At 66.6% G+C, this 21232-nt stretch carries 17 protein-coding genes; 6 read left to right on the forward strand and 11 right to left on the reverse strand.

Features of this window, described 5'->3' with window-relative positions; all coding sequences use genetic code 11:
- Positions 1-1179: 1179 nt before the first annotated feature.
- The 4 genes from ASD94_RS13020 to leuA form a co-directional block, all read right to left on the reverse strand.
- Entirely contained in the window at positions 1180-6072 is a 4893-nt protein-coding gene (locus tag ASD94_RS13020; RefSeq protein ID WP_056643571.1) for an EAL domain-containing protein, read from the reverse strand.
- A 300-nt stretch (positions 6073-6372) separates the two neighbouring features.
- Positions 6373-7473: a 3-deoxy-7-phosphoheptulonate synthase gene (locus ASD94_RS13025; protein WP_156391420.1), complete on the reverse strand. Its 1101-nt coding sequence runs from the start codon at positions 7471-7473 to the stop codon at positions 6373-6375.
- A 172-nt stretch (positions 7474-7645) separates the two neighbouring features.
- A complete protein-coding gene (locus ASD94_RS13030) occupies positions 7646-8152 on the reverse strand; it encodes a C40 family peptidase (protein ID WP_056643576.1) in 507 nt (168 codons plus the stop codon).
- 133 nt (positions 8153-8285) lie between these two features.
- Positions 8286-9965 (reverse strand): 2-isopropylmalate synthase, encoded by a 1680-nt coding sequence (gene leuA / locus ASD94_RS13035; protein WP_056643578.1) that lies wholly within the window; start codon positions 9963-9965, stop codon positions 8286-8288.
- Positions 9966-10406: 441 nt separating this feature from the next.
- Here leuA and ASD94_RS13040 point away from each other — a divergent pair, with 441 nt between their 5' ends.
- On the forward strand, positions 10407-10772 hold the full coding sequence (locus tag ASD94_RS13040) for a YciI family protein (RefSeq protein ID WP_056643580.1): 366 nt from the start codon (positions 10407-10409) through the stop codon (positions 10770-10772).
- 1 nt (position 10773) lies between these two features.
- On the opposite strand, the gene ASD94_RS13045 is transcribed toward ASD94_RS13040, so the two are convergent.
- From ASD94_RS13045 to ASD94_RS13055, 3 genes are read right to left on the reverse strand one after another with little or no spacing between them, the layout of a single operon-like run.
- Complete coding sequence (locus tag ASD94_RS13045) at positions 10774-12687, reverse strand: bifunctional diguanylate cyclase/phosphodiesterase (RefSeq protein WP_056643582.1); 1914 nt, start codon at positions 12685-12687, stop codon at positions 10774-10776.
- Complete coding sequence (locus ASD94_RS13050) at positions 12684-13232, reverse strand: YfiR family protein (protein WP_056643584.1); 549 nt, start codon at positions 13230-13232, stop codon at positions 12684-12686. Before ASD94_RS13050 ends, ASD94_RS13045 begins: the two co-directional genes overlap by 4 nt.
- 3 nt (positions 13233-13235) lie before the next feature.
- A complete protein-coding gene (locus ASD94_RS13055; protein WP_235510662.1) occupies positions 13236-15248 on the reverse strand; it encodes a TonB-dependent siderophore receptor in 2013 nt (670 codons plus the stop codon).
- A gap of 276 nt (positions 15249-15524) precedes the next feature.
- Between ASD94_RS13055 and ASD94_RS13060 the strand changes: the two genes are divergently transcribed.
- The 5 genes from ASD94_RS13060 to ASD94_RS13080 all read left to right on the forward strand — a co-directional run bounded on the left by ASD94_RS13060 (position 15525) and on the right by ASD94_RS13080 (position 18845).
- Entirely contained in the window at positions 15525-15938 is a 414-nt protein-coding gene (locus ASD94_RS13060) for a YciI family protein (protein ID WP_056643586.1), read from the forward strand.
- A gap of 23 nt (positions 15939-15961) precedes the next feature.
- Entirely contained in the window at positions 15962-16498 is a 537-nt protein-coding gene (locus tag ASD94_RS13065) for an SRPBCC family protein (protein WP_056643588.1), read from the forward strand.
- A gap of 63 nt (positions 16499-16561) precedes the next feature.
- Positions 16562-16969, forward strand: a complete 408-nt coding sequence (locus ASD94_RS13070; protein WP_056643590.1) for a VOC family protein — start codon at positions 16562-16564, stop codon at positions 16967-16969.
- Positions 16970-16975: 6 nt separating this feature from the next.
- Positions 16976-18268: an RNA polymerase sigma factor gene (locus ASD94_RS13075; protein WP_162255825.1), complete on the forward strand. Its 1293-nt coding sequence runs from the start codon at positions 16976-16978 to the stop codon at positions 18266-18268.
- Positions 18269-18317: 49 nt separating this feature from the next.
- Positions 18318-18845 (forward strand): GFA family protein, encoded by a 528-nt coding sequence (locus ASD94_RS13080; protein ID WP_056643592.1) that lies wholly within the window; start codon positions 18318-18320, stop codon positions 18843-18845.
- A gap of 21 nt (positions 18846-18866) precedes the next feature.
- Here ASD94_RS13080 and ASD94_RS13085 read toward each other — a convergent pair whose 3' ends face one another.
- The 4 genes from ASD94_RS13085 to ASD94_RS13100 all read right to left on the reverse strand — a co-directional run bounded on the left by ASD94_RS13085 (position 18867) and on the right by ASD94_RS13100 (position 21180).
- Positions 18867-19364, reverse strand: a complete 498-nt coding sequence (locus ASD94_RS13085; RefSeq protein ID WP_082576869.1) for a ribonuclease HI family protein — start codon at positions 19362-19364, stop codon at positions 18867-18869.
- A complete protein-coding gene (locus ASD94_RS13090; protein WP_056643594.1) occupies positions 19361-19624 on the reverse strand; it encodes a DUF3297 family protein in 264 nt (87 codons plus the stop codon). Before ASD94_RS13090 ends, ASD94_RS13085 begins: the two co-directional genes overlap by 4 nt.
- Positions 19625-19702: 78 nt before the next feature.
- Positions 19703-20284 carry an NnrU family protein gene (locus tag ASD94_RS13095; protein ID WP_056643596.1) on the reverse strand — a complete coding sequence of 194 codons (582 nt, stop codon included), beginning with the start codon at positions 20282-20284 and terminating at the stop codon, positions 19703-19705.
- Positions 20285-20568: 284 nt separating this feature from the next.
- Complete coding sequence (locus ASD94_RS13100; protein ID WP_056643659.1) at positions 20569-21180, reverse strand: PolC-type DNA polymerase III; 612 nt, start codon at positions 21178-21180, stop codon at positions 20569-20571.
- Positions 21181-21232: the final 52 nt, after the last annotated feature.

A 21232-nucleotide genomic window follows, 5' to 3' on the forward strand; every position in this document is an offset into this window, starting at 1 on the left:
GCTCTGCAAAGAACGCCGGGTTTTTTGTCATGGCAGCCCGACAGCCCCCCTGGCCAGGACTCGGACCCGCCCGCACCACCACGTGCCTGTGGATAACCTTGGGCACATTTCTGGCACAACCAGGCAGTTATCCACACAAAAAGCCGTCGCCCGAAAGTTGTTGTCAGTGAGCCCCGCACTTTGCGCGCGCAGCCCCACAAGCTTTTCGGCGACGCAAGTGCGCGCCAGCATTGAAGAAAAAGCCCTTGTCCACACAAACAGGCCTGCTCTACTACTACTGCTATTTATATATAAAGCTATTAAAGAATAACCAGAACCCCAACCCCGGCGCCCAGATCGCCCCTTCTGACGCGTCCCAGGCGGGCGCGGGAATCCCTGCGAGCAATGGCCCCGCAACACAGCCAGGGCGGCGACGGCCCAGCCCAGCCAGTCAGACGCTGGAGGGCGCTGGCGTATCCGCAAGGGTTCGTCGGAGGAAAGGACAGGCATCTCTTGCCTGACGGGGAGAACGGGTGGCCAGGAGGCCCTAGAAGGCCTCCTGGAACCTATCCACGGCCTTCACGGGGCGGACATGGGCCAGGCGGCAGCACCCTGCAACCCCTGGCCGCACAGGGAGCCATGCGTCCCCTATCCGTTGAATTGCTATAAATACATGAGCAAAAGAGGTATGTAGTACCGGCACTATTGACTCATTTGACCCAGATTTCTGTCATCTGCGCGCCCGGTGCGTAAAACTGGGGATAGTTTTGGCACAACCAGGGGTTTATCCACAGAAAGGCGCGATGCGCCGCTGTTGTCCCCGCATGTGAGACAACGGGAGCAGGGCCCGGTGCACAGGGTTGGCGGCAGGCTAAGTGCGCGCCAGCGCAGACAAAAATGCAGTTGTCCACACACCAGGCCGCCCTCTACTACTACGACTATGTATTTATAAAAGAAATAAGAAGAAGACAGAGAACAAGCGAGGGGTCGCAGCGGCCGAGGTGGGCGGATGGGCTGACCAGTGCGCCTCACCTCCCTTTCGCGTCGCCTGAACCGTCTGCTCAAGGGTCAGAAAGGTGTGGAGAGGCCGCGAGGGGAGGCAGGCGAAAAAAACAGGCCGGAGCCTGTGATGCGATGACAGAAGGCTGAAGGCCCTCAAAAAAGGCCGCCACCCTTCCTTGCCCCCGCCCTAAACCTTCCCTATTCCTGCGAAGTGCGCAGGAAGGCGTCCAGAACGTCCACAGACAGCGCTCGGCTGAAGAGGTAGCCCTGGTAGAGCTGGCAGCCTGCGCGGGCCAGCAGCGCGCATTGCTCGGGGGTTTCCACCCCTTCCGCGATGACTTCCAGCCCCAGGCTGCGCGACAGGCCGATGATGGTGTCCACAATCGCGGCGTCGTTGGGGTCGGTCAGCAGGTCGCGCACAAAGCTCTGGTCGATCTTGAGCTGGTCGAGCGGCATGCGCTTCAGGTAGCTCAGGCTGGAATACCCCGTGCCAAAGTCGTCCAGCGAGAAGCCCACGCCGTACGACCGCAGCGCGGTCATGGTGGCGATGGTGGTCTCCATGTCTTCCACCAGCAGGCTTTCGGTCAGCTCCAGCTTGAGCTGGGCCGATGGCGCACCAGTGATGGCCAGCACGCGGGCCACGTCGTCCACAAAACTGGCATGGCGGAACTGGCGCGAACTCACGTTGACGGCCATGGTCAGGTGCGACAGCGCGGGGTCGTTGTGCCAGTCGGCCAGCAGCTTGCAGGCGGTGTGCAGCACCCAGCGGCCCAGCGGCAGGATGAGGCCCGTTTCTTCGGCCAGCGGGATGAACTGGGCCGGCGACACCATGCCCCGCTGCGGGTGGGCCCAGCGCACCAGCGCCTCCACGCCCACGCAGCGGCCGGACTGGTGAATCTGCGGCTGAAAGTGAAGCAGGAATTCCTCTTGCACCAGTGCCGAGCGCAGGTCGGCCTCCAGCCCGGCGCGTGCCGTCACCACGGCCTGCATGTCGGGGTCGAAAAAGCGCAGCGTGTTGCGCCCGGCTGTCTTGGCCTGGTACATGGCCAGGTCGGCCTGCTTGAGCAGCTCGCCCACCGTGGCGCGCTCCCCCGTGAAGGGCGCAATGCCAATGCTGGGCGTGCTGCGGTACTGGTAGCCCTGCAGCGCGTAGGGCACGGCCAGCATGGCCAGGATCTTTTCGCCCACGCCCCGGGCATGCAGCGCCAGCTCGTGCGGTTTGGGGCTGAGTTCTTCCAGCATGACCACGAACTCGTCACCGCCCAGCCGGGCCACCGTGTCCACGCTGCGCACGCAGGTGTTCAGGCGCTGCGCCACCTGTTGCAGCAGCAGGTCGCCCTGGTCGTGGCCCAGGGTGTCGTTGAGCTGCTTGAAGTTGTCGAGGTCGATGAACAGCAGCGCCCCGCCCTGCTGGCGCCGCTGCGCGGTGGCCAGCGCCTGGTGCATGCGGTCCATCAGCAGCATGCGGTTGGGCAGGCCGGTGAGTGCGTCATAGAACGCCAGGCGCTGGATCTCGCGCTCACTGGCCTTGCGCTGGCGGATGTCGGTGTTGATCGCCAGGATGGACTGCGGCTGGCCGTCGTCGCCCCGCACCAGCGTCCAGCGGCCCTCCACCTCGATGGTGCTGCCGTCGCGGTGGTGCTGCACGATCTCGCCGGTCCACTCGCCCTGCTCCAGCACCGCCTGTGTGGCGTGGCGGAAGTGCGTGGGGTCTTCGTACAGCAGCGTCTCGATGGACTGGCCCAGCGCCTGCAGCTGCGACCAGCCATACAGGCGCTCGGCGCTCTTGTTCCAGTAGATGATGCGGTGCTCCAGGTCGCGCACCAGGATGGCGTCCTGGGCCTTGTCCAGTAGCGAGGCCTGGTGGCGGATGCGGGCGTCAGCCAGCTGCCGTTCGATCTCGGCCGAGGCCCGCGAGGCAAAGATCTGCAACGTGGAGGTGATGAAGTCCGTGTCGGCAATTGCCTGGCGGAACAGCACGAACACGATGCCCACCACCTCGCCATCGGCATTGCACAGTTGCTGGCCTACATAGGCCTGAGCACCTACGTACCGCAGCATGGGGGCTTCGGGGTAGAGCTGCTGCACCTTGTCGGTCACCACATGGGTGCGCTGGGACATCAGCAACAGGCTGGGCGTGCCCGCCAGGTCGTATTCGTCGTGGGGCAGCATCTGGCCGTCGAGCACGGCGGCCAGCGTGACCACCCGGGGGGTCTGGCCCTGCGACTGTGGCAACAGGCGCACCACACAGCCCCCCTGGGCGTCCAGGGCATCGGCCATGTTGCGCACCAGCTGCACAAAGAACTCGGTGCCCGTGCTGGCCGACACCGCGGCCGCCACCTTGAGCACCGAGGCCTGCAGCCGCTGCTGCGCCTTGTGCGCGCGCAGGCTGGTGATGCCGAAGGCCAGGTCGCTCGACAGCTCTTGCAGCAGTGCTGCTTCTTCGGGACTGATCTGGAGCACGTCGGGCGCGTACAGGTACAGCAGGCCAAAGCTGCGCTCTGGCGTGTGGCCGCGCGCATGCTCGCGCAAGGGCAGGCAGATCACGCCGTGAAAGCCATGCTCCAGCATGCGCTCGGTCCAGTCGGCAAAGTTGCCTTCGGTGCGGATGTCCTGCACGATCACCGGTTGGCCGGTGCGCACCGCGATGCCCGCCGGTCCCTGGCCGTAGGGGTCGTCGGCAGACCAGCTCAGGTGCAGGTTTTCCAGGTAGTTGTGGTTGTAGCCTGCATGGGCCACGGGCCGGATGGATCGGCGCTCATCGTCCAGCGCCAGTCCCACCCAGCCCATGCGATAGCCGCCGATGTCTACCGCGATCCGGCAGATGGCCTGCAGCAGCGCGGTTTCGGACGTGGCACGCACCAGGGTTTCGTTGCACGCGCTCAGGAGGCGCTGGGCACGGCCCATGCGCGCCAGCTCGCGCTCGGTGCGCAGGCGTTCCGTCACGTCCGTGGCCAGCACCTGGCGGGCCGGGCGCCCGTTGAAGCTGATGCTGCCTGCCGTGATCTCGACATCCATGAAGCTGCCGTCCTTCTTGACATGGCGGCTCACGACCGGCGCGTTGCGCTGGTCCATCGGGATCGAGCGGATGCTGGCTTCAATGTTCTGGCGCCGCTCAGCGGGCCACAGGTCCGTCATGGACAGGGTCAGCAGCTCGGCCTCGGTGTAGCCGTAGTCGCGTTCCATCGACCGGTTCACGGCCTGCAGTCGCAGGGTTTCACAGTCGTACACCCACATGGGGTGCGGGTGTTCGTCAAACAGCATGCGGTATTGCTGCTCGGACGCATGCAGCTGCCCCGCCACGTGCCGCAACTGCACCATGGCCCCCAGCGACTCGGTGAGGATCTCCAGGTGGGCCACATCGCGGCGCGAAAACGCATTGACCTTGTCGGAGGTGACCTTGAGCGACCCGACGATGGCATCGCCACTGCGCAGCGGCACAGCCATCACCGACCGCACGCCGTGGCGGTGGGGCATCGAAGCCATGTCCCAGCCTTCGGCTTCGGTGTCGTTGCACACCACGGTCTGGCCCTTGCTGAGTGCGGGCCACAGCAGGCTTTCGTCCACTGCCAGCAGGTTGCCCACGGGCCGCACATGGTCACCGGCCGAGGCCTGCGCCACCAACTGGCGGCCCTGCAACAGCTCCACCATGGCACCGCGCGCCTCCGTCTGGCGCAGCACCGTGCTGGCTACCAATTGCAGCACTTCGGGCAGCGGCATGTCCAGCGACGAGATGCGCTGCTGCACCTGCAGCAGCTCGGCATGGTTCTGTGCGTCGCGCTGGGCATCCAGGTCGGCCAGCTTCTGGGCGCTGATGTCGGTCATGCCGCCCACCATGCGCACCGCCTTGCCTTGCAGGTCGCGGATCAGAAAGCCCCGGTCCATCACCCAGGCGTAGCTGCCGTCCTGGCGGCGAAAACGGTATTCGTCCGACCAGTGGTTGGCGGTGCCGTCGATGGCAGCATGGATGCCTGCGAGCGCTGCTTCGCTGTCGTCGGGGTGCAGTCGCAGGGTCCACGAGGTGCTGTCGGGCGGCAATTGGTCCAGGGGCACGCCGAACAGGGTCTGCATGCCCTCGTTCCACCACATGGCATCGGTGTGCAGGTTCCAGTCCCACACCGCGTCGGCCGTGGCGCGCGACACCAGGTGAAAGCGCTCTTCGCTTTCACGGCGGGCCTGCCAGGCCTGGTGCTGGGCCGAGATGTCCTGGAACGCACCCTGCACCCGCACGATGCGGCCCTCGCCGCTGCGCACGGCCTGGCCGGTGGTGCGCACCCAGAAATGTTGCGCACCCGGCGTGACGAGCTCGGCCTCCACGTCAAACGGCGTGCCGTGGCGGATGCAGTTGGCAAATGCCGTCTGCATCGCCTCCCGGTAGGGCGGCAGGTACAGCGCCAGGATCTGCCCTACCGAACCCATGCGGCTGGCGATGCCGAAGGCGGTGGCAATCTCCTGCGACCAGTTCAGCTGCAGGCTGGGCAGCTCCACGATCCAGCCGCCGATGCGGGCCATCTGCCCGGCCACGCGCAGGGTCTCGCTCTGGGCCAGCAGCTCGGCATGCATCTGGTCGCGCTGCTGCACCAGGTCGGCCAGCACCTGTTTCTGGCGGCGCAGCTCCAGCTGCACCATGGCCTGCTCGGCCAGTATGCGCAGACCCTCCAGCTGCTCGGCCTCGATGTGCCGGGGAATGGAGTCCAGCACCGCCAGCGTGCCCAGCGCCTGCCCCTCGGGGGTGACCAGCGGCACACAGGCATAAAAGCGCACATGGGGGTCCTGCGTGACCAGCGGGTTGTGGGCAAAAACGGGGTGCTTGTGCGTGTCGTTGACCACCATGGGCTCGCGGCTGCCACTCAGTGCATGTGCGCAGAACGCAATCGCGCGCTCGGTCTCCTTGAACGGCACGCCCACGGCGGCCTTGAACCACTGCCGGTCGCGGTCCACGAAATTGACCACCGCCATCGGGCACTGGCACACGCGCGCTGCCAGCGTGGCCAACTGGTCAAAGCTGTCTTCTGCAGGTGTGTCGAGGATCGCGTAAGACTGCAGTGCCTGGAGCCGTGCGGCTTCTGCGGTGGCTTGCGCTGGCGGCATGGTCAATCCACCGTGGCGTCGCTGCGCACGCAACGGCCCAGCCTGGTCAGTGCGACCAGGCCATGGGTGGCGGGGCGGAGTAGCGTCGGCAAAGCAATCGGGCAGTAAGTAGTGGGGGCACAACGGCCAGCCGCCCCCAGACATGGGTCCACAGGGCCACAGCCGCTGTGGCGGAAGCCACCAATGCTACACCGCACAGGCCCCGGTTGCGGGTCTGCTTGCCTGGGGGTTTGCCCCAAAAGAGACCGGGCTCTGCGCTAGCGCAGAGCCTCAGGCGAACTTCGCTCGGCGTGGGGTGGATCAGGCCTTCTGGCGGCGTGCGCGCACCGCAGCGGCCAGCCCTTCGAGCACTGGCACGGTCTGCGCCAGGCTGATGCACGCATCCGTCACGGACACGCCATGTGCCAGCGGCTGGCCGGGCACGATGTCCTGGCGGCCTTCCTGCAGGTGGCTTTCGATCATCAGACCAGTGATGCGTGCGTCGCCAGCGGCAATCTGCAGGGCCACCTCGTCGGCCACCGTGATCTGGCGCTGGTGCTGCTTGCTGCTGTTGGCGTGGCTCACGTCGATCATCACCTGCTCGCGCAGGCCGGCCGCCTGGAGCAGGGCACAGGCCGCATCCACATCGGCCTGGCGATAGTTGGGCTGCTTGCCGCCCCGCAGGATCACATGGCAGTCCTGGTTGCCCCGGGTCTCGAAGATCGCGGCCTGGCCCATCTTGGTCATGCCCATGAACGCGTGCGAGGCCTGGGCTGCCTGGATCGCGTCGCTTGCGACCTTGATGCCGCCGTCGGTGCCGTTCTTGAAGCCCACGGGGCACGACAGGCCGCTGGCCAGTTGCCGGTGGCTCTGGCTCTCGGTGGTGCGCGCGCCAATCGCGCCCCAGCTCACCAGGTCGCTGATGAACTGTGGGCTCAGCAGGTCAAGAAACTCCGTGCCCACGGGCAGACCGGTGGCCAGCACATCCAGCAGCAGCTTGCGCGCCAGCTCCAGCCCTTCGTTGATGGCGAAGCTGCCATCCAGGTGCGGGTCGTTGATGTAGCCCTTCCAGCCCACGGTGGTGCGGGGCTTTTCAAAATACACCCGCATCACGATGAGCAGGTCGTCCTGCAGCGCGTCGGCCTGTTGCTTGAGCTGGCGCGCATATTCCATCGCCTGGCCATGGTCGTGGATGGAGCACGGCCCCACCACCACCACGAGCCGGTCGTCCTGCCCGTGCAGCACGCGCGAGATGGCGGCGCGGCTGGATTCGACCAGCGCCTGCGCGGCCTCGGGGGCGGGCAGCCATTCCTGCAGCAGTGCGGGGGTGATCAGGGGTCGCACAGCCTTGATGCGCGTGTCATCAATGCGTGTGGTGTCGTGGGTGGAGATGGGGGTGGCAGAGCGGTGTGCGTGGGTCATGGTGGCCCCGATTGTCGCGGACCTGGATTCCAGCCCCTTTTGGCGACCGAACCAGGGCATGGCCGTTGGCACTGGCGCGGCCCAGCGCGAGAGACGCAGAGCAAGGGCCGCCCCGCAGCGAGTGCGTCGTCCCCCTGGGGGGAAGGCGCGCAGCGCCACAGGGGGAAACTATCTACGGCCTCCGAAACGCCGCGTTCTGCCGCGCCCAGTGGCGCGACTGCAGGTGGTCCATGCGGACCGTTCCGCCGGTGGACGGTGCGTGCACAAAGCGCCCTTCGCCCACGTAGATGCCCGCATGGCTGGGCTGGCGGCCGGTGCCAAACACCACCAGGTCACCGGCACGCAGTTCACCGCCGTCGATGGGGTAGCCCCAGGTGTTGAGCTGCGCCACCGTGCGTGGTGGCGGAGTGCCCACCTGGTTGCGGTACACGAAGCCGATCAGGCCACTGCAATCAAAACCCGAGTCCGGGGTGTTGCCGCCGTAGCGGTACGGCGTGCCCACCAAGCCCAGTGCGTGGATGGCGATGTCGTGCGCCTGCTCGGCCGTCAGGGGCGGCGTGGTCCGCGTGGAGGCCGAGGGCGGTGAGGTGGTGGACGGAGGCCGCGAGGTGCCGCAGCCGGCCAGCGCCAGCAGTACAACGGTGCAGGCCATGCAGGGCAGACGGTGAAAAACGCGCATGGGCCGAAGGGTAACGGATGAGACCCGGTGTGTGCGATGGACACCGTTTCTGCCTTGGGGATATTGGGCAAAAAGGCTGGAAGTGCTGATCCGTAAAGCGCTTCCAGCTATCTTTTTTACAAGAAATTCACCGTCAGGCTGCCGCAGCAGCCAGGGTGCCCTGGCGCCGCACCAGCAGCCGGTTGGCGACGCTCACGATGGCCTGCACCGAGGCCGTCACGATGTTGTGGCTGGCGCCCGCGCCGAAGGTAGAACCGGTCACGCCTTCCATCGCCGCCTCCACGATGGCCAGCGCCTGGGCGTTGGCGCCCGTGCCTGTGGCGCGCTCTTCATAGTGGTCCACACGCAGCGGCAGGCCCAGGGCGTCCACCGTGGCGGCAATCGGCCCGTTGCCCTGGCCGCGCAGATGCTGGCGCGTGCCGTCGATGGTCACGTCCAGCTCGATGCCCTGTCCGTCTTCATCGAGCTTGTGCCCGTGACAGGTGATGGCCGCCGGAGCCTGGGCACGCAGGTAGGTCGTCTGGAACAGCTCCCACAGCGCCTCGCCGCTCATCTCGCCTTCGCTCGCGTCCGTCTGGCGCTGCACCACGGCGCTGAACTCCACCTGCATGCGCCGGGGCATCACCACGCCGTGCTCACGCTCCAGCAAGAAGGCGATGCCGCCCTTGCCCGACTGGCTGTTCACGCGGATCACGCTGTCGTACGTGCGGCCCAGGTCCGCCGGGTCGATGGGCAGGTACGGCACCTCCCACAAGGCATGAGGGTCCTGCGCGGCAAAGCCCTTCTTGATCGCGTCCTGGTGCGAGCCCGAGAACGCGGTGAACACCAGGTCGCCCGCGTAGGGGTGGCGCGGGTGCACGGGCAGCGAGGTGCATTCCTCGGCAATGCGCGCTACCGAGGTGATGTCCGAGAAATCGAGGTTCGGGTGCACGCCCTGTGTGTACATGTTGAGCGCCAGCGTCACGATGTCCACATTGCCGCAGCGCTCGCCGTTGCCAAACAGGCAGCCTTCCACCCGGTCGGCACCGGCCATCATCGCGAGCTCCGCCGCCGCCACGCCCGTGCCCCGGTCGTTGTGCGGGTGCACCGACAGCACGATGTGCTCGCGCGGCGACAGGTGCCGGTCCATCCACTCGATCTGGTCGGCGAACACATTGGGCGTGGCGTTTTCCACCGTGGTGGGCAGGTTGATGATGATGGGGCGGCCGGGGCCCGCGTTCCATGCGGCAATTGCTGTCTGGCAGGCCTTGAGGGACACGCTGAGTTCGGTGGCGCTGAAGGTCTCGGGCGAGTACTGCAAGGTCCACTGCGTTGCAGGCTGTGCGTCGGTGAGCTGTTTGAGGTAGCCCACATGGTGCGCGATGAGCTGCATCACCTGGGTCACGTTCATGCCGAACACGATGCGCCGCCAGGCGGGCGCGGTGGCGTTGTACAGGTGCACGATGGCGCGTGGCGCGCCTTGCACGGCCTCCACGGTGCGCGCAATGAGGTCTTCGCGCGACTGGGTCATGACCATGATGGTCACGTCGTCGGGGATGAGGTTCTCGTCGATGAGGCGGCGCACGAAGTCGAAGTCGGTCTGCGACGCGGCCGGAAAGCCCACCTCGATCTCCTTGAAGCCGATGCGCACCAGCTCGTGAAAGAGCTTCATCTTGCGCTCGCCGTTCATCGGCTCGAACAACGCCTGGTTGCCGTCGCGCAGATCGGTGGAGAGCCACACGGGCGCGCGGGTGATGCTGCGGGTGGGCCACTGGCGGTCGGTCAATGCGACCGGGGCAATGGGCTGGTACTTGGTGGCGGGCTTGGCAATCATGAGAAATGGTTCCACGAACGGTGTGCAGTGCGCGCAATGGGTGTCGGCGCACTGCCGGTCAACAACGAATGAAAAACAAAACGTGTGACATCCCCTGCAGCCCTTTGCATGGTGCAAAGGCTGGTTCGCGGGCCGGGGTCAGGGGGAGATCAGGTGTTGCGCTGAGCGGATCAGGCAACGGTGGCGAACGCAGGCAGACCCCGGCCAGGCACTAGTAGGCCTAGGGATAGGGTGGATAGGAGCATGCTGCGTTGCATAGGGGACCGAAGATAGCACAGGCCTGCTGCAGCGCGCAACCATTGCCATGAAATCGGTCTATGGCGCCTGTTGTATATGCCCTATTAGCTATCAAAAACGTAGCGTTTGAGGCTGATAGCATGGCGATTCTGTGTGCCCTTGCCAGTGGCGGGTGGCACGATTGGCCCCGATTTTGGAGACCCCATGTCCTACTTGTTGCTCATCATGGAACCCCACGGCCAGCGTGCCGAGCGGGGTCTTGCGGGGGGGCAGGAGGCCTACGCCCGCATGCAACGTTTTGGCGCCAGTCTGCAGGCCCGGGGCCTGCTGCGCGCGAGCGAATCGCTGGCCTCGACCGAGCAGGCCGTGCGGCTGCAGGTGCGCGAAGGCGAGACCCGTCTGACGGACGGCCCGTTTGCCGAAACCAAGGAGATGGTGGGCGGCTTCTTCCTCATCGACTGCGCCACGCGCGACGAGGCCCTTGCCATCGCCCGCGAATGTCCGGCCGCCGAGTGGGCCACGGTGGAGGTGCGCGAACTGGCGCCCTGCTACGACGGCGCGGTGGACTGAATCAAGCCGACGCGCGCGCCTGCAGCGCCAGGAACTGGGGTGCAGGCATGGGGCGTGCAAACACGTAGCCCTGCAGTACATCGCAACCCTGCAGCACCAGATAGTCTGCCTGCTCCTGCGTCTCCACCCCCTCGGCGGTCACCTGCAGCCCCAGGCCGTGCGCCAGCGCCACGATGGCAGTGACGATGGTGCGGCTGTGTTCCTGCCCCGGCAGGTCCTTGACGAAGCTGCGGTCGATCTTCAGGCGCCGCATGGGCAGTTGGCGCAGGTACGAGAGCGAGGAGTAGCCCGTGCCAAAGTCATCGATGGCCAGGTGAATGCCCAGCTGGCTCAGGCGGTGCAGCGTGTGTGCTCCGGCTTCCATGTTCTCCATCAGCACGGTTTCGGTCAGCTCGATTTCAAGCTGGTGCGCTGGCAGGCCTTCTTCGCGCAGGATGTCCATCACCCGTTCCAGAAACTGTGAGTCGCCCAGTTGCCGTGCCGAGATGTTCACCGCCACGCGCAGCGGCTTGCCCGCCTTCCACTGCGCTGCGTCGCGGCAGGCGGTGCGCAAAACCCAGTAGCCCAGCGGAGCGATGAGGCCGCAATCTTCGGCCACCGTCACGGCTTCGAGCGGCGACACCGAGCCCAGCTCCGCATGCGTCCACCGCAGCAGGGCCTCGGCCCCCACCAGCGACTGGTCGCCCGCTGCAAACAGCGGCTGGTAGTGCAGAGCCAGCCCGGTGCCATGCTCCAGCTCGCCGCGCAGTGCCTGCTCAATGGCGTGGCGCCGCACCACGGCCAGGTTCATCGATGCGTCAAAACGCACGCAGCGGTTCTTGCCCATCTCCTTGGCGCGGTACATGGCGGTGTCCGCGTTGCTCACCAGCGCGTCCATGTCTGATGCGTCGTCCGGAAAGGTCGCTATGCCCGCACTGCAGGTCACGTTCACCTGCTGGCCGACTTCGGTGTAGGCGGCCTGGAAGACGTTGACGATGCGCTGTGCGTATTTCTCCAGCCCCGCTTCGTCCATGTCCAGCCGCAGGATCAGCGCAAATTCGTCACCTCCCAGGCGCGAGATGCTGTCGGTGCTGCGCACCACGGACTGCAGGCGGCGGGCCACCTGGCGCAGCAGGCCGTCCCCCGCCGCGTGGCCGAAGGTGTCGTTGAGCGTCTTGAAGTTGTCGAGGTCGATATACACCAGGGCCACCCGCTGGCGCGTGCTGCGTGCTCTTTCGAGCTCCGCCGCGAGCCGCTCGTTGAACGCATGGCGGTTGCCCGTGCCGGTGACGGCGTCGGTGTGGGCGAGGGTGTGCAGGCGGTCTTCGGCCTCCCGCACGGCGGCGCGGCTGCGCAGCACCATGGCGACGGCCAGGGCCATGACGCAGGCCGCAATCAGCAGGGCGCTGCCAAACCGCAGGGCCAGCCGTGTGTACAGCGCATCCATGGACTTGCGGATGTACAGCGTGCCCCAGCCTTTCGCCGAGACCTCGATGGGTCGGGCGATCTCCAGCATGCGCCAGTCGGATCGCTCCGCCGCTCCATCCAGGCCCACGGCCTGCAGGGAGGTCGGGAAGCCCGGGTCGGGATCGCGTGCATAGTGGGCAAACAGCACGCCATCTTCGTCATACACCGTTGCGCTGATCACCATCGACGAAGACCGCAGTGCACCGAGCATTTCATTGGTCGCCGTGTTGTCGCGGAACATCACGGCAGCGGAGATGTTGTCGGCGACGATGGCTGCTTCCACCCGGCTGTCCTGCAGCATGGAGGCGCGGGAGCTCCAGTAGTCCACAGCGGTCAGGGCCAGCACCACCGTCAGCAGTGCCAACCCTGCCGCCAGGATGCCGGTCATGACCAGCCTGGATGACAGGACGGTGTGCGTACCCTGGGGCGCCAGTTCAGCGGGACTGGAGGTGGTGTGGTGCAGGGTCATCGGACTCCCTTGGCAAGCCGCATCAGTCGGGAGCTGATGGTGAGCCCCGCCTTGCTGGCCGCGTCGGGGCTAATTCCAAACACCACACGACCCTCCTGCTGGGTCAGCGCGATGACGATCTCCGGGCTGGCGACGGTGACCTCGTCGGAGACGGTGAGCACGCCGTGCGACGCAGGCAGGGTACGCAGTGCCCGCAGCACGGGCTCGATCTCGGTGTTCTGGACCACCAGCACACGGCAGGCCCGGATGGCTCCTGTGTCCAGCAGACGCACGCGCACGGTGCGCCCCTTGGCGGCCTGTTTACCGTCCAGCGCATTCAGTGAGCGCTTGAGCGGACTGAAGGCCGACACGCACACCGTCACTTCATTGCCTGGGGTGCCTTCGTTGTCCGGCCATTCGATGAACTGGATGAAGTTGAAGACATACGCCGCCTTCAGGTCCTGCTCTGCCACGGTTTCGGTGGCGTGGGCCACGTGGGTTCCCGCGCTGCACACCATACACAGCCAGATCACCAGCAGGGTATGCAGACGCGAGGTAGTGGCCATGGCTCAGAACGCGTAGGTCAACTTGACGCGGTAGGTGCGCCCATCCTGTCGGATCGAGTCGTCACGTATCTCGAACGAGGCGGGGTCAGCGTGCCGGCGATTGAACAGGTTGTACACCCCCACCGACACATCCACATCGGCGATGCGTGTGGAATAGGTCACGTGGGTGAGCACATGACCAGGCAGGCGGGTGTTGAGCAGCGTGTTGCGCGGGCCGATGCCAATGGCCTCAATGGCGTAGCGGCCCGGGTTCCAGCCCCAGCCCGCAGGCGTGTGCAACACGTCGGACCACTGTGCCTTGAGCAGATGCCGGGGAGAGTTGGTCAGCGCTCCGTCCGTTGACGAGTCTCGCGCCCTTTGCCATCCATAGGCCAAGCGCAGGCGCCGACCGCCTGCCCAACGCTGTTCTGCTTCTGCCTCCAGGCCATGCACCTTGACCCTGCGGGTGTTGTTGAAGGTGAGCCGGTCTGAATGCCCCAGGCTGTCCAGCGAGATCAGGTCGCTGACACTGGACCGGAAGGCCGTCAGCAGCAGGCGCGTGGCCCCGGAGGGCGCATGCTCCAGTGCCAGCTCGGAGGTCCGTATGCGCTCGGAGCGCAGGTCGGTGGTATCCACCACGCCCCCTGGCAGGTTCACGCGGTAGTCGCGCTCGTACGCATTCGGGGGGCGATAAGCCGTGCCGTGCAACAGCTTGAGCGCGGTGGCGGTGCTCCACCAGTACACCAGTCCCAGGCGGGGGTTGAAGCTGCCCGCGCTGCCCGATTGCTGGCCCCAGCGCAGGCCGGTGTGCAGCGTGAGGTCGGGGCGCAGCGCGAACTCGTCCTGCATGTAGACGCTCACTACGTCACCCTTGCGGCGCGCATCCAGGTACTGTGCCGGCGGGTCCAGGTCGTCATTGCGTTGGGCGATGCGGGTGTCGCGCCGGTAGTCCAGCCCCCAGGACAGCTTGTGGCGCGCGATGGCCGTGCTCACCCATTGCCACTCGGTGCCCCACCACTGGCCGGTGCCGACATCGCGGTTGACCGTGACCGGTGGATAGTCGTACACGTAGTCGCCCACATACTGGTAGCGGCCTGCGTGCAGGCGGCCCGTGAAGACCAGCGACGGCAGCAACTGCGTGGTGTATTCGGCCGCCAGGCGTGAGCTGGTGTCGATGTACCGGGAGCGCGGGTCGTTGAACACCTGCGAGAACGCGCCCGTGGGCACGCCCTTGGTGCGTTCGCCATGGGCCAGTGTCAGCGTCAGTCCCTCGTGCCGCATCCGCGCAAACAACTGGGTGCTGCGGTCAAAGTCCATGTGGCGCGCCACGCCCCCGTTGCTGGACGGGCTATCGAACGCGGGGTAGTACAGGTCCGCTCCGCGCGCGGAGGACCGCGTCGCTGCTATCAGCCAGTCGCGCCCCTGTGCATCGACGGTGCCCAGAGAAAGGCGCAACTTGGCGCTGCCATGGCTGCCCGCTTCGGCGCTTACCTGCGCTCCCGCCAGCTGGCGTCCGTCGCGCGTGATGACGTTGATGACGCCAAAAAACGCATTGGCTCCATACACCGCCGACCCTGGTCCGGGCACAAACTCCACCCGCTCCACCAGGTCCAGGTCGATGGGAAAGTCCGTGCCGATGCTCGCCTGGTCGTACACGTTGTCGTTGAAGCGCACGCCGTTGACCAGCAGCAGCACTCGGGTGTTGTAGTCGCCCGGCGTGGCAAAACCCCGCGTGCCCAGGTAGTGGTAGCTGCGGTCGTACGACACGTACAGCCCGCGCATGCTGGCCAGCACGTCGGCCAGCGTGCGGTAGCCAAACAGCTGAATGTCGTCGGCCGTGACCACGCTCACAGCAGCGGGCGCCTCCAGGGCGGTCTGCACGTACCGGCTGGCCGTGGTCACCTGCATCTGCATGAGTTGCTCAAGCGGCAGGTCAGCGATGTCTTCCTGCGCGTGGGCGCCGACCGTCCAGGCCAGCAATAGGGCCAGGACCAGCTGCCGTGGAAGCTGCGGTGGATGTTTCGATCCTCGTTTCATGGGTAGGACACCGGGGGGGTGGGCGCACGTCCGCGCAGTTCGAGGAATCTGTCTTTACAAACTATTAACAAATTGTATCGGGCGCACGGCACGCATCACAGGGCTCTAGCCCGGATATCTCTGTGGCTGCGGGGCTCATGGATCAGTGTTAACCCTGACTGGAAGCCCTGCGTGTCGAAATGGGCGAGGCCCGTTCGTCGTAGGTGTGAAGCGAGCGCGACCCGGCAGGTTCGCAGGGTCCGTTGTTTTGTTGTCCACACCACCCGGAGAGTCACCATGCGTTTCATGATCATCGTCAAGGCCACCACCGAATCCGAACAGGGCTGCATGCCGACCGCCGCCCTGATGACCGAGATGGCCCGCTACCACGAGGAGCTGGCCCGTGCCGGTGTGCTGCTCGACGGCAGTGGCCTGCAGCCCTCGTCGAAGGGCTGGCGCGTGCGCTACAGCGGCGATGGCCGCACCGTCACCGACGGCCCGTTCGCCGAGACCAAGGAACTCATCGCCGGCTACACGCTGATCCAGGTACGCAGCCGCGATGAGGCGCTGGAATGGACACGCCGCTTTCCCAATCCGCGTGGCGAGGGCCTGGATGCCGAGATCGAAGTGCGTCAGCTCTATGAGATGGAGGACTTTGCCGGCGTGGATGGCGTCGAGCAGTTTCGCGACCTCGAAGCCCTGCGCGGCTGATTCCCCGCGTAAAGGACATCCCCATGATCAAGACCATCGCCCTTGTGCTGCTGGCGGCCCTGGCGCTGCTGCTGGCGTTTGCCGCCACCCGCCCCGATACGTTCCAAGTGGAGCGCAGCCGCGTGATTGCGGCACCGCCCGAACGGGTGTATGGGCTCATCCACGACCTGCGCCAGTTCAACACCTGGAATCCTTACGAGCGCAAGGACCCGGCCCTGCAGGGCCAGTACAGCGCCACCACCAGCGGCCCCGGCGCACGCTACGCCTGGCAGAGCGACAAGGTGGGCGTGGGCAGCATGGAGATCGTCGAGGCCACCCCCCTTCGGCGCGTGGCCATGAAGCTCGACTTTGTGAAGCCCTTTGAAGCACACAACCAGGTTGCTTTCACGCTGCAACCCGAGGGTGCGGGTGCCACCCGCGTCACCTGGACCATGCACGGCCCCGTGCCCTACCTGGCCAAGATCGCCCACCTGGTGTTCAACATGGACCGCATGGTCGGGCAGGACTTTGAAGACGGCCTGGCCAACCTGCACGCCGTGGCGCAAAAGCCCGCGACTTGAACCCTTCCCCCTTTGCCAAACCCCCTGTTTCCCATTACCGTCCGTACCCTTCAGGAGCCCGTCATGCACCAACAAATCTTCGTGAACCTGCCCATCGACAACATGGCCCGCGCGCAGGCATTCTTTCGCGCGCTGGGTTATGAGTTCAACCCCCAGTTCACCAACGACCAGGGCGCCTGCCTGGTGGTGGGTGAGAACCTGTTCGTAATGCTGCTGGTCAAGAGCTTCTACCAAACCTTCACCGACAAGGCGATTGCCGACGCGCGCACCACGTCGGAGGTGCTGGTGTGTTTCTCGTGCAGCAGTCGCGACGAAGTCGATGCGCTGGTGGACAAGGCCGCGGCCGCAGGCGCCACCACCCCGCGCCCGGCGCAAGACCTGGGCTTCATGTACTCGCGCAGCTTCGACGACCTGGACGGTCACAGCTGGGAGTTTGTGCATATGCAGGACGCCAGCAAGGCCTTGGGCTAAGAAGGTGTGAACGAATCCGCCCTGCCCGACCGCGATGCCCTGCACCGCAGCATCGACTCGGTGTGGCGCATCGAGGCCGCACGCATCATCGCCAGCGTGGCGCGCATGACGCGCGACGTGGGCCGGGCCGAGGAGCTGGCGCAGGACGCTTTGGTGGCCGCGCTGGAGCATTGGCCCACCACCGGCCTGCCCGCCAACCCGGCCGCGTGGCTCATGACCACCGCCAAGCGCCGCGCCATCGACCACCTGCGCCAGCAGGCCCTGCACCAGCGCGAGCACGAGGCCCTGGGCCACGACCTCGAAGCGCTCGAGGCGCAGTACGCGCCCGATGTGGTGGACACCCTCATGCACGCCGAGCAGGACGACATCGGCGACGACCTGCTGCGCCTCATCTTCACCGCCTGCCACCCCGTGCTGCCCACCGAGGCGCGCGTGGCCCTCACGCTGCGGCTGCTGGGCGGCCTCACCACGGCCGAGATCGCACGCGCCTTTCTGGTGCCCGAGCCCACCGTGGCCCAGCGCATCGTGCGCGCCAAGCGCAGCCTCACGGCCGCGCAGGTGCCGTTTGAGGTGCCCGGCGTGGCCGAGCGCGCGCCGCGCCTGGCCTCGGTGCTGGAGGTGATCTACCTCATCTTCAACGAAGGCTATGCCGCCACGGCGGGCGATGACTGGATGCGCCCCGCGCTGTGTGGCGAGGCCCAGCGTCTGGTGCGGGTGCTGGCCAGCCTGGCGCCCGACGAGCCCGAAGTGCAAGGCCTGGTGGCGCTGCTCGAAATCCAGGCCTCGCGCCTGCCTGCGCGCACCGATGCACAAGGCCAGCCCGTGCTGCTCATGGACCAGGACCGCGCGCGCTGGGACCACCTGCTGGTGCGCCGGGGCCTGGCAGCGCTGGACAAGGCCGAGCAGCTGGCACGCGCCGGCCACGCTTGGGGGCCGTACGCACTGCAGGGCGCCATCGCCGCCTGCCACGCGCGCGCCCGGCAGGCGCAAGACACCGACTGGCCCCACATCGTGGCGCTGTACGACGCACTGCTGCAGGTGGCGCCTTCCCCCGTAGTGGCGCTCAACCGCGCCGTGGCCGTGGGCATGGCCGAAGGGCCCGCAGCCGCGCTGGCGCTGGTCGATGCGCTGGCGGGTGACCCCCTGCTGCGCCACTACCACTGGCTGCCCAGCGTGCGCGGCGACCTGCTGGCCAAGCTGGGCCGGGGGGATGAAGCGCGTGCGGAGTTTGAGCGCGCGGCCAGCCTCACCCGCAATGCGCAAGAAAAGGCGCTGCTGCTGGCCCGTGCCTGCGGCTGAAGGCGCCGGTGTTGCGCCCACCCTCACCCCGCTGCAAGGACACTGCCCCATGACCCACCCTGCCGCTGAGTACCCGTTGGACGGCGGTTGCACCTGCCGCCATGTGCGCTATCGCCTGCTCACGCCCCCGCTGTTTGTGCACTGCTGCCACTGCCGCTGGTGCCAGCGCGAAAGCGGCGCGGCCTTCGCGCTGAACGCGATGATCGAGGCCGACCGCGTGGAACTGCTCGCGGGCACCCCGGCGATGGTGCATACCCCGTCAGAAAGCGGTATGGGCCAGCAGATTGCGCGGTGCCCGCACTGCCAGGTGGCAGTGTGGAGCCACTATGCAGGCGCGGGACCCGTCATGGCCTTTGTGCGCGTGGGCACGCTGGATGCGCCAGACCACTTGCCGCCCGACATCCACATCTTCACGGCCTCCAAACAGCCCTGGGTGGTGCTGCCGCCGGGGACACCCGCCGTGGCGGAATACTACGAACGCGATGGGTTGTGGCCCGCGCAAAGCATCGCCCGTCGCCAGGCGCTGCTGCCGCGCATCCAGGCGTACCGTGCGGCTGCAGGGCTCGACCCGGCCTGATGGCGTGTGCCGTGCGGAGACTCAGCGCCTGCGGCGCTTTTTGAGCGTCTGCCCCTGTGGCGTGGCGGCCTTGGGTGCCAGCCCCAGGGCGGCGCGGGCCAGCGTGTCGGCGGCGCCATTGCGGTGGCGGGGAATCCACTGGACCTGGGCTTGTGGGAAGAGCTGTAGTGCCTCGCGTGCTTCGTCAAACAGCGTTGCCAGCCGCTCAATCGGTGCCTTGGGGTGGCCGCCCAACTGCTCCACCAGCACGCTGTTGTCGCTGAACACGTGCACTGGGGTCGATGTGGCAATCCCCTGCTGCGCCAGCCACTGCAGCGCCAACATCAGCGCGCGCAATTCAGCTTCGTTGTTGCAGCCGGTAAAGGTGGTGGCTTCAGAGATCTGGTGCTGCACGGTGCCGTCGGGGCCCGTCAGCACCGCACCCAGGCCCATGCGACCGGGGTTGGGCCAGGCGCTGCCATCGCAGTGAATCACCCAGGCGCCGGGGGCGAGCGGTGTGGCCGCTCGTGCAGCGGTCACTTGTAGAACGCTTCGACCGTGCCCTTGATCTTGATGAGCAGCGGCTGGCCCTTGCGGTCCAGCGTCTTGCCGGCAGGCACCTTCACCCAGCCTTCGCTGATGCAGTATTCCTCCACATCAAAACGCTCTTTGCCATTGAGGCGGATGCCGATGTCGTGCTCAAACACGGCGGCCACATGGTGCGGGCTGCGGGGGTTGACCGACAGGTGATCGGGCAGGGGCGGCTGGGCGGGGGTGTTGGGGGTGGTGGCTTCGGTCATAGAGGTCTCAGCGAGAAAGGAGAAAACGCAAAGCGCGGATTCTCCGGCATTTGCGCTGCGGGTCGTCCCGGCGTTCGATCACCGCCCCAGCGGCGCCACGCCGATCAGCCACGCATGGCCCCAGAACGCAAAGCCCACCCAGGCCACTGCGCCCACCACCACAGCCGCTGCCGTGCCTGTAGCGCTGCCCGCCGCGTACACGGTGCCCTGCGCCCGGTCGCGCTGGCGCGCGGCGCGAAAGCTCAGCACGGCCCACAGCAAAAAGCTGCCAAACAGCAGCACATCGGCCAGGTTGCCGTTGGACAGCAGATGCGCCAGCGCCCACACCTTCACGCCCAGCACCATGGGGTGGTGCAGCCAGGCCTTGATGGCATTGCGCGGCACATAGGTGGCGGCCAGCAGCACAAAGGCGATCAGCGTGAGCAGCGCCGCAGCGTGCCGCATGCCGATGGGCGGCACCCACAGCACCACGGGCTGCTGCAGCGCCAGGCCATAGCCCCAGACGATGAGCGCCAAGCCCACGGCCGACACCAGCGAATACAGCCCTTTCCACGGCATCTCGCCCAGGCGCGTCCGCATGTAGGTGCGCCAGCCATCGGCCACGATGCGCACCGAGTGCACGCCCAGAAACAGCACCAGTCCCAGTACCAGATACCCCATGGCCAAGCCTTTCATGTTGTCGTCGTGAACAGGTTATGAGGACGAAGGCGGGTCTGCGCCACCGGTGGCACCGCTCCGTCGTGCAAGCCCCGATCGATTATCGGCAGAGCAGGCCAGTGCAACCGCCGCGGAGGGACTTGCGCGGCCCCTGCAGACGCATGCTCTGGAGAATGGTTGTCAGCCCTGGATTCAAGTCAGAAGTGCCGAAAGCGCTAGTGAATCATGCGCTAGCAGCTATCAATTCAATAGTAAAGTGCAGCGGCATCGCCAGCGGGCTGGTCGAGTCAGGCGCCCGCATGCTGCGCCAGCAGCGCCCCCACCTTGGGCTTGGCGCAGCGCTGCAGCGTTTGCAGCAGCGTGTAGCTGGGCTCGGCCACCCGCCAGCGGGTGCGCAGGTCGTGCTGCATGCGCGCCAGCAGCGCGGCGGCCATCTCGGCGTCGGCCAGCGCCCGGTGGGCCTGGCCCGTGCGCGGCAGGCCGTGGTAGTCCACCAGCGTGCCCAGCTTGTGGCTGGGCGCCTCGGGGTACAGGCGCCGCGACAGCAGCACCGTGCACGCAAACGGCTGCGGTGCAGCCAGCCCGGCCAGGGCCAGCTCGGCCTGCCAGAACTTGCTGTCGAACGACGCGTTGTGCGCCACCATGGGCGCATCACCCACAAAGCGCGCGGCGTCCTGCATCACCTGCGCCGCATCGGGTGCGGCGTTCACCATCGCGTTGGTGATGCCGGTGAGCTGGGTGATGAACGACGGAATCCACACCCCGGTCTTCATCAGGCTCTGGAACCGGTCCACCACCTGACCCCGCTCCAGCAGCACGATGGCCACCTCGGTCGCGCGTGCTCCCTGGCCGGGCGAGATGCCAGTGGTTTCAAAGTCGATGACGGCGATGGGGGGCATGGGCTTGCGTGCGAAAAGGAAGGATTGTGCCGCCGCCCCGCAGGCCATCCTG

Source organism: Acidovorax sp. Root70, assembly GCF_001428225.1.
Lineage (GTDB): Bacteria > Pseudomonadota > Gammaproteobacteria > Burkholderiales > Burkholderiaceae_C > Acidovorax.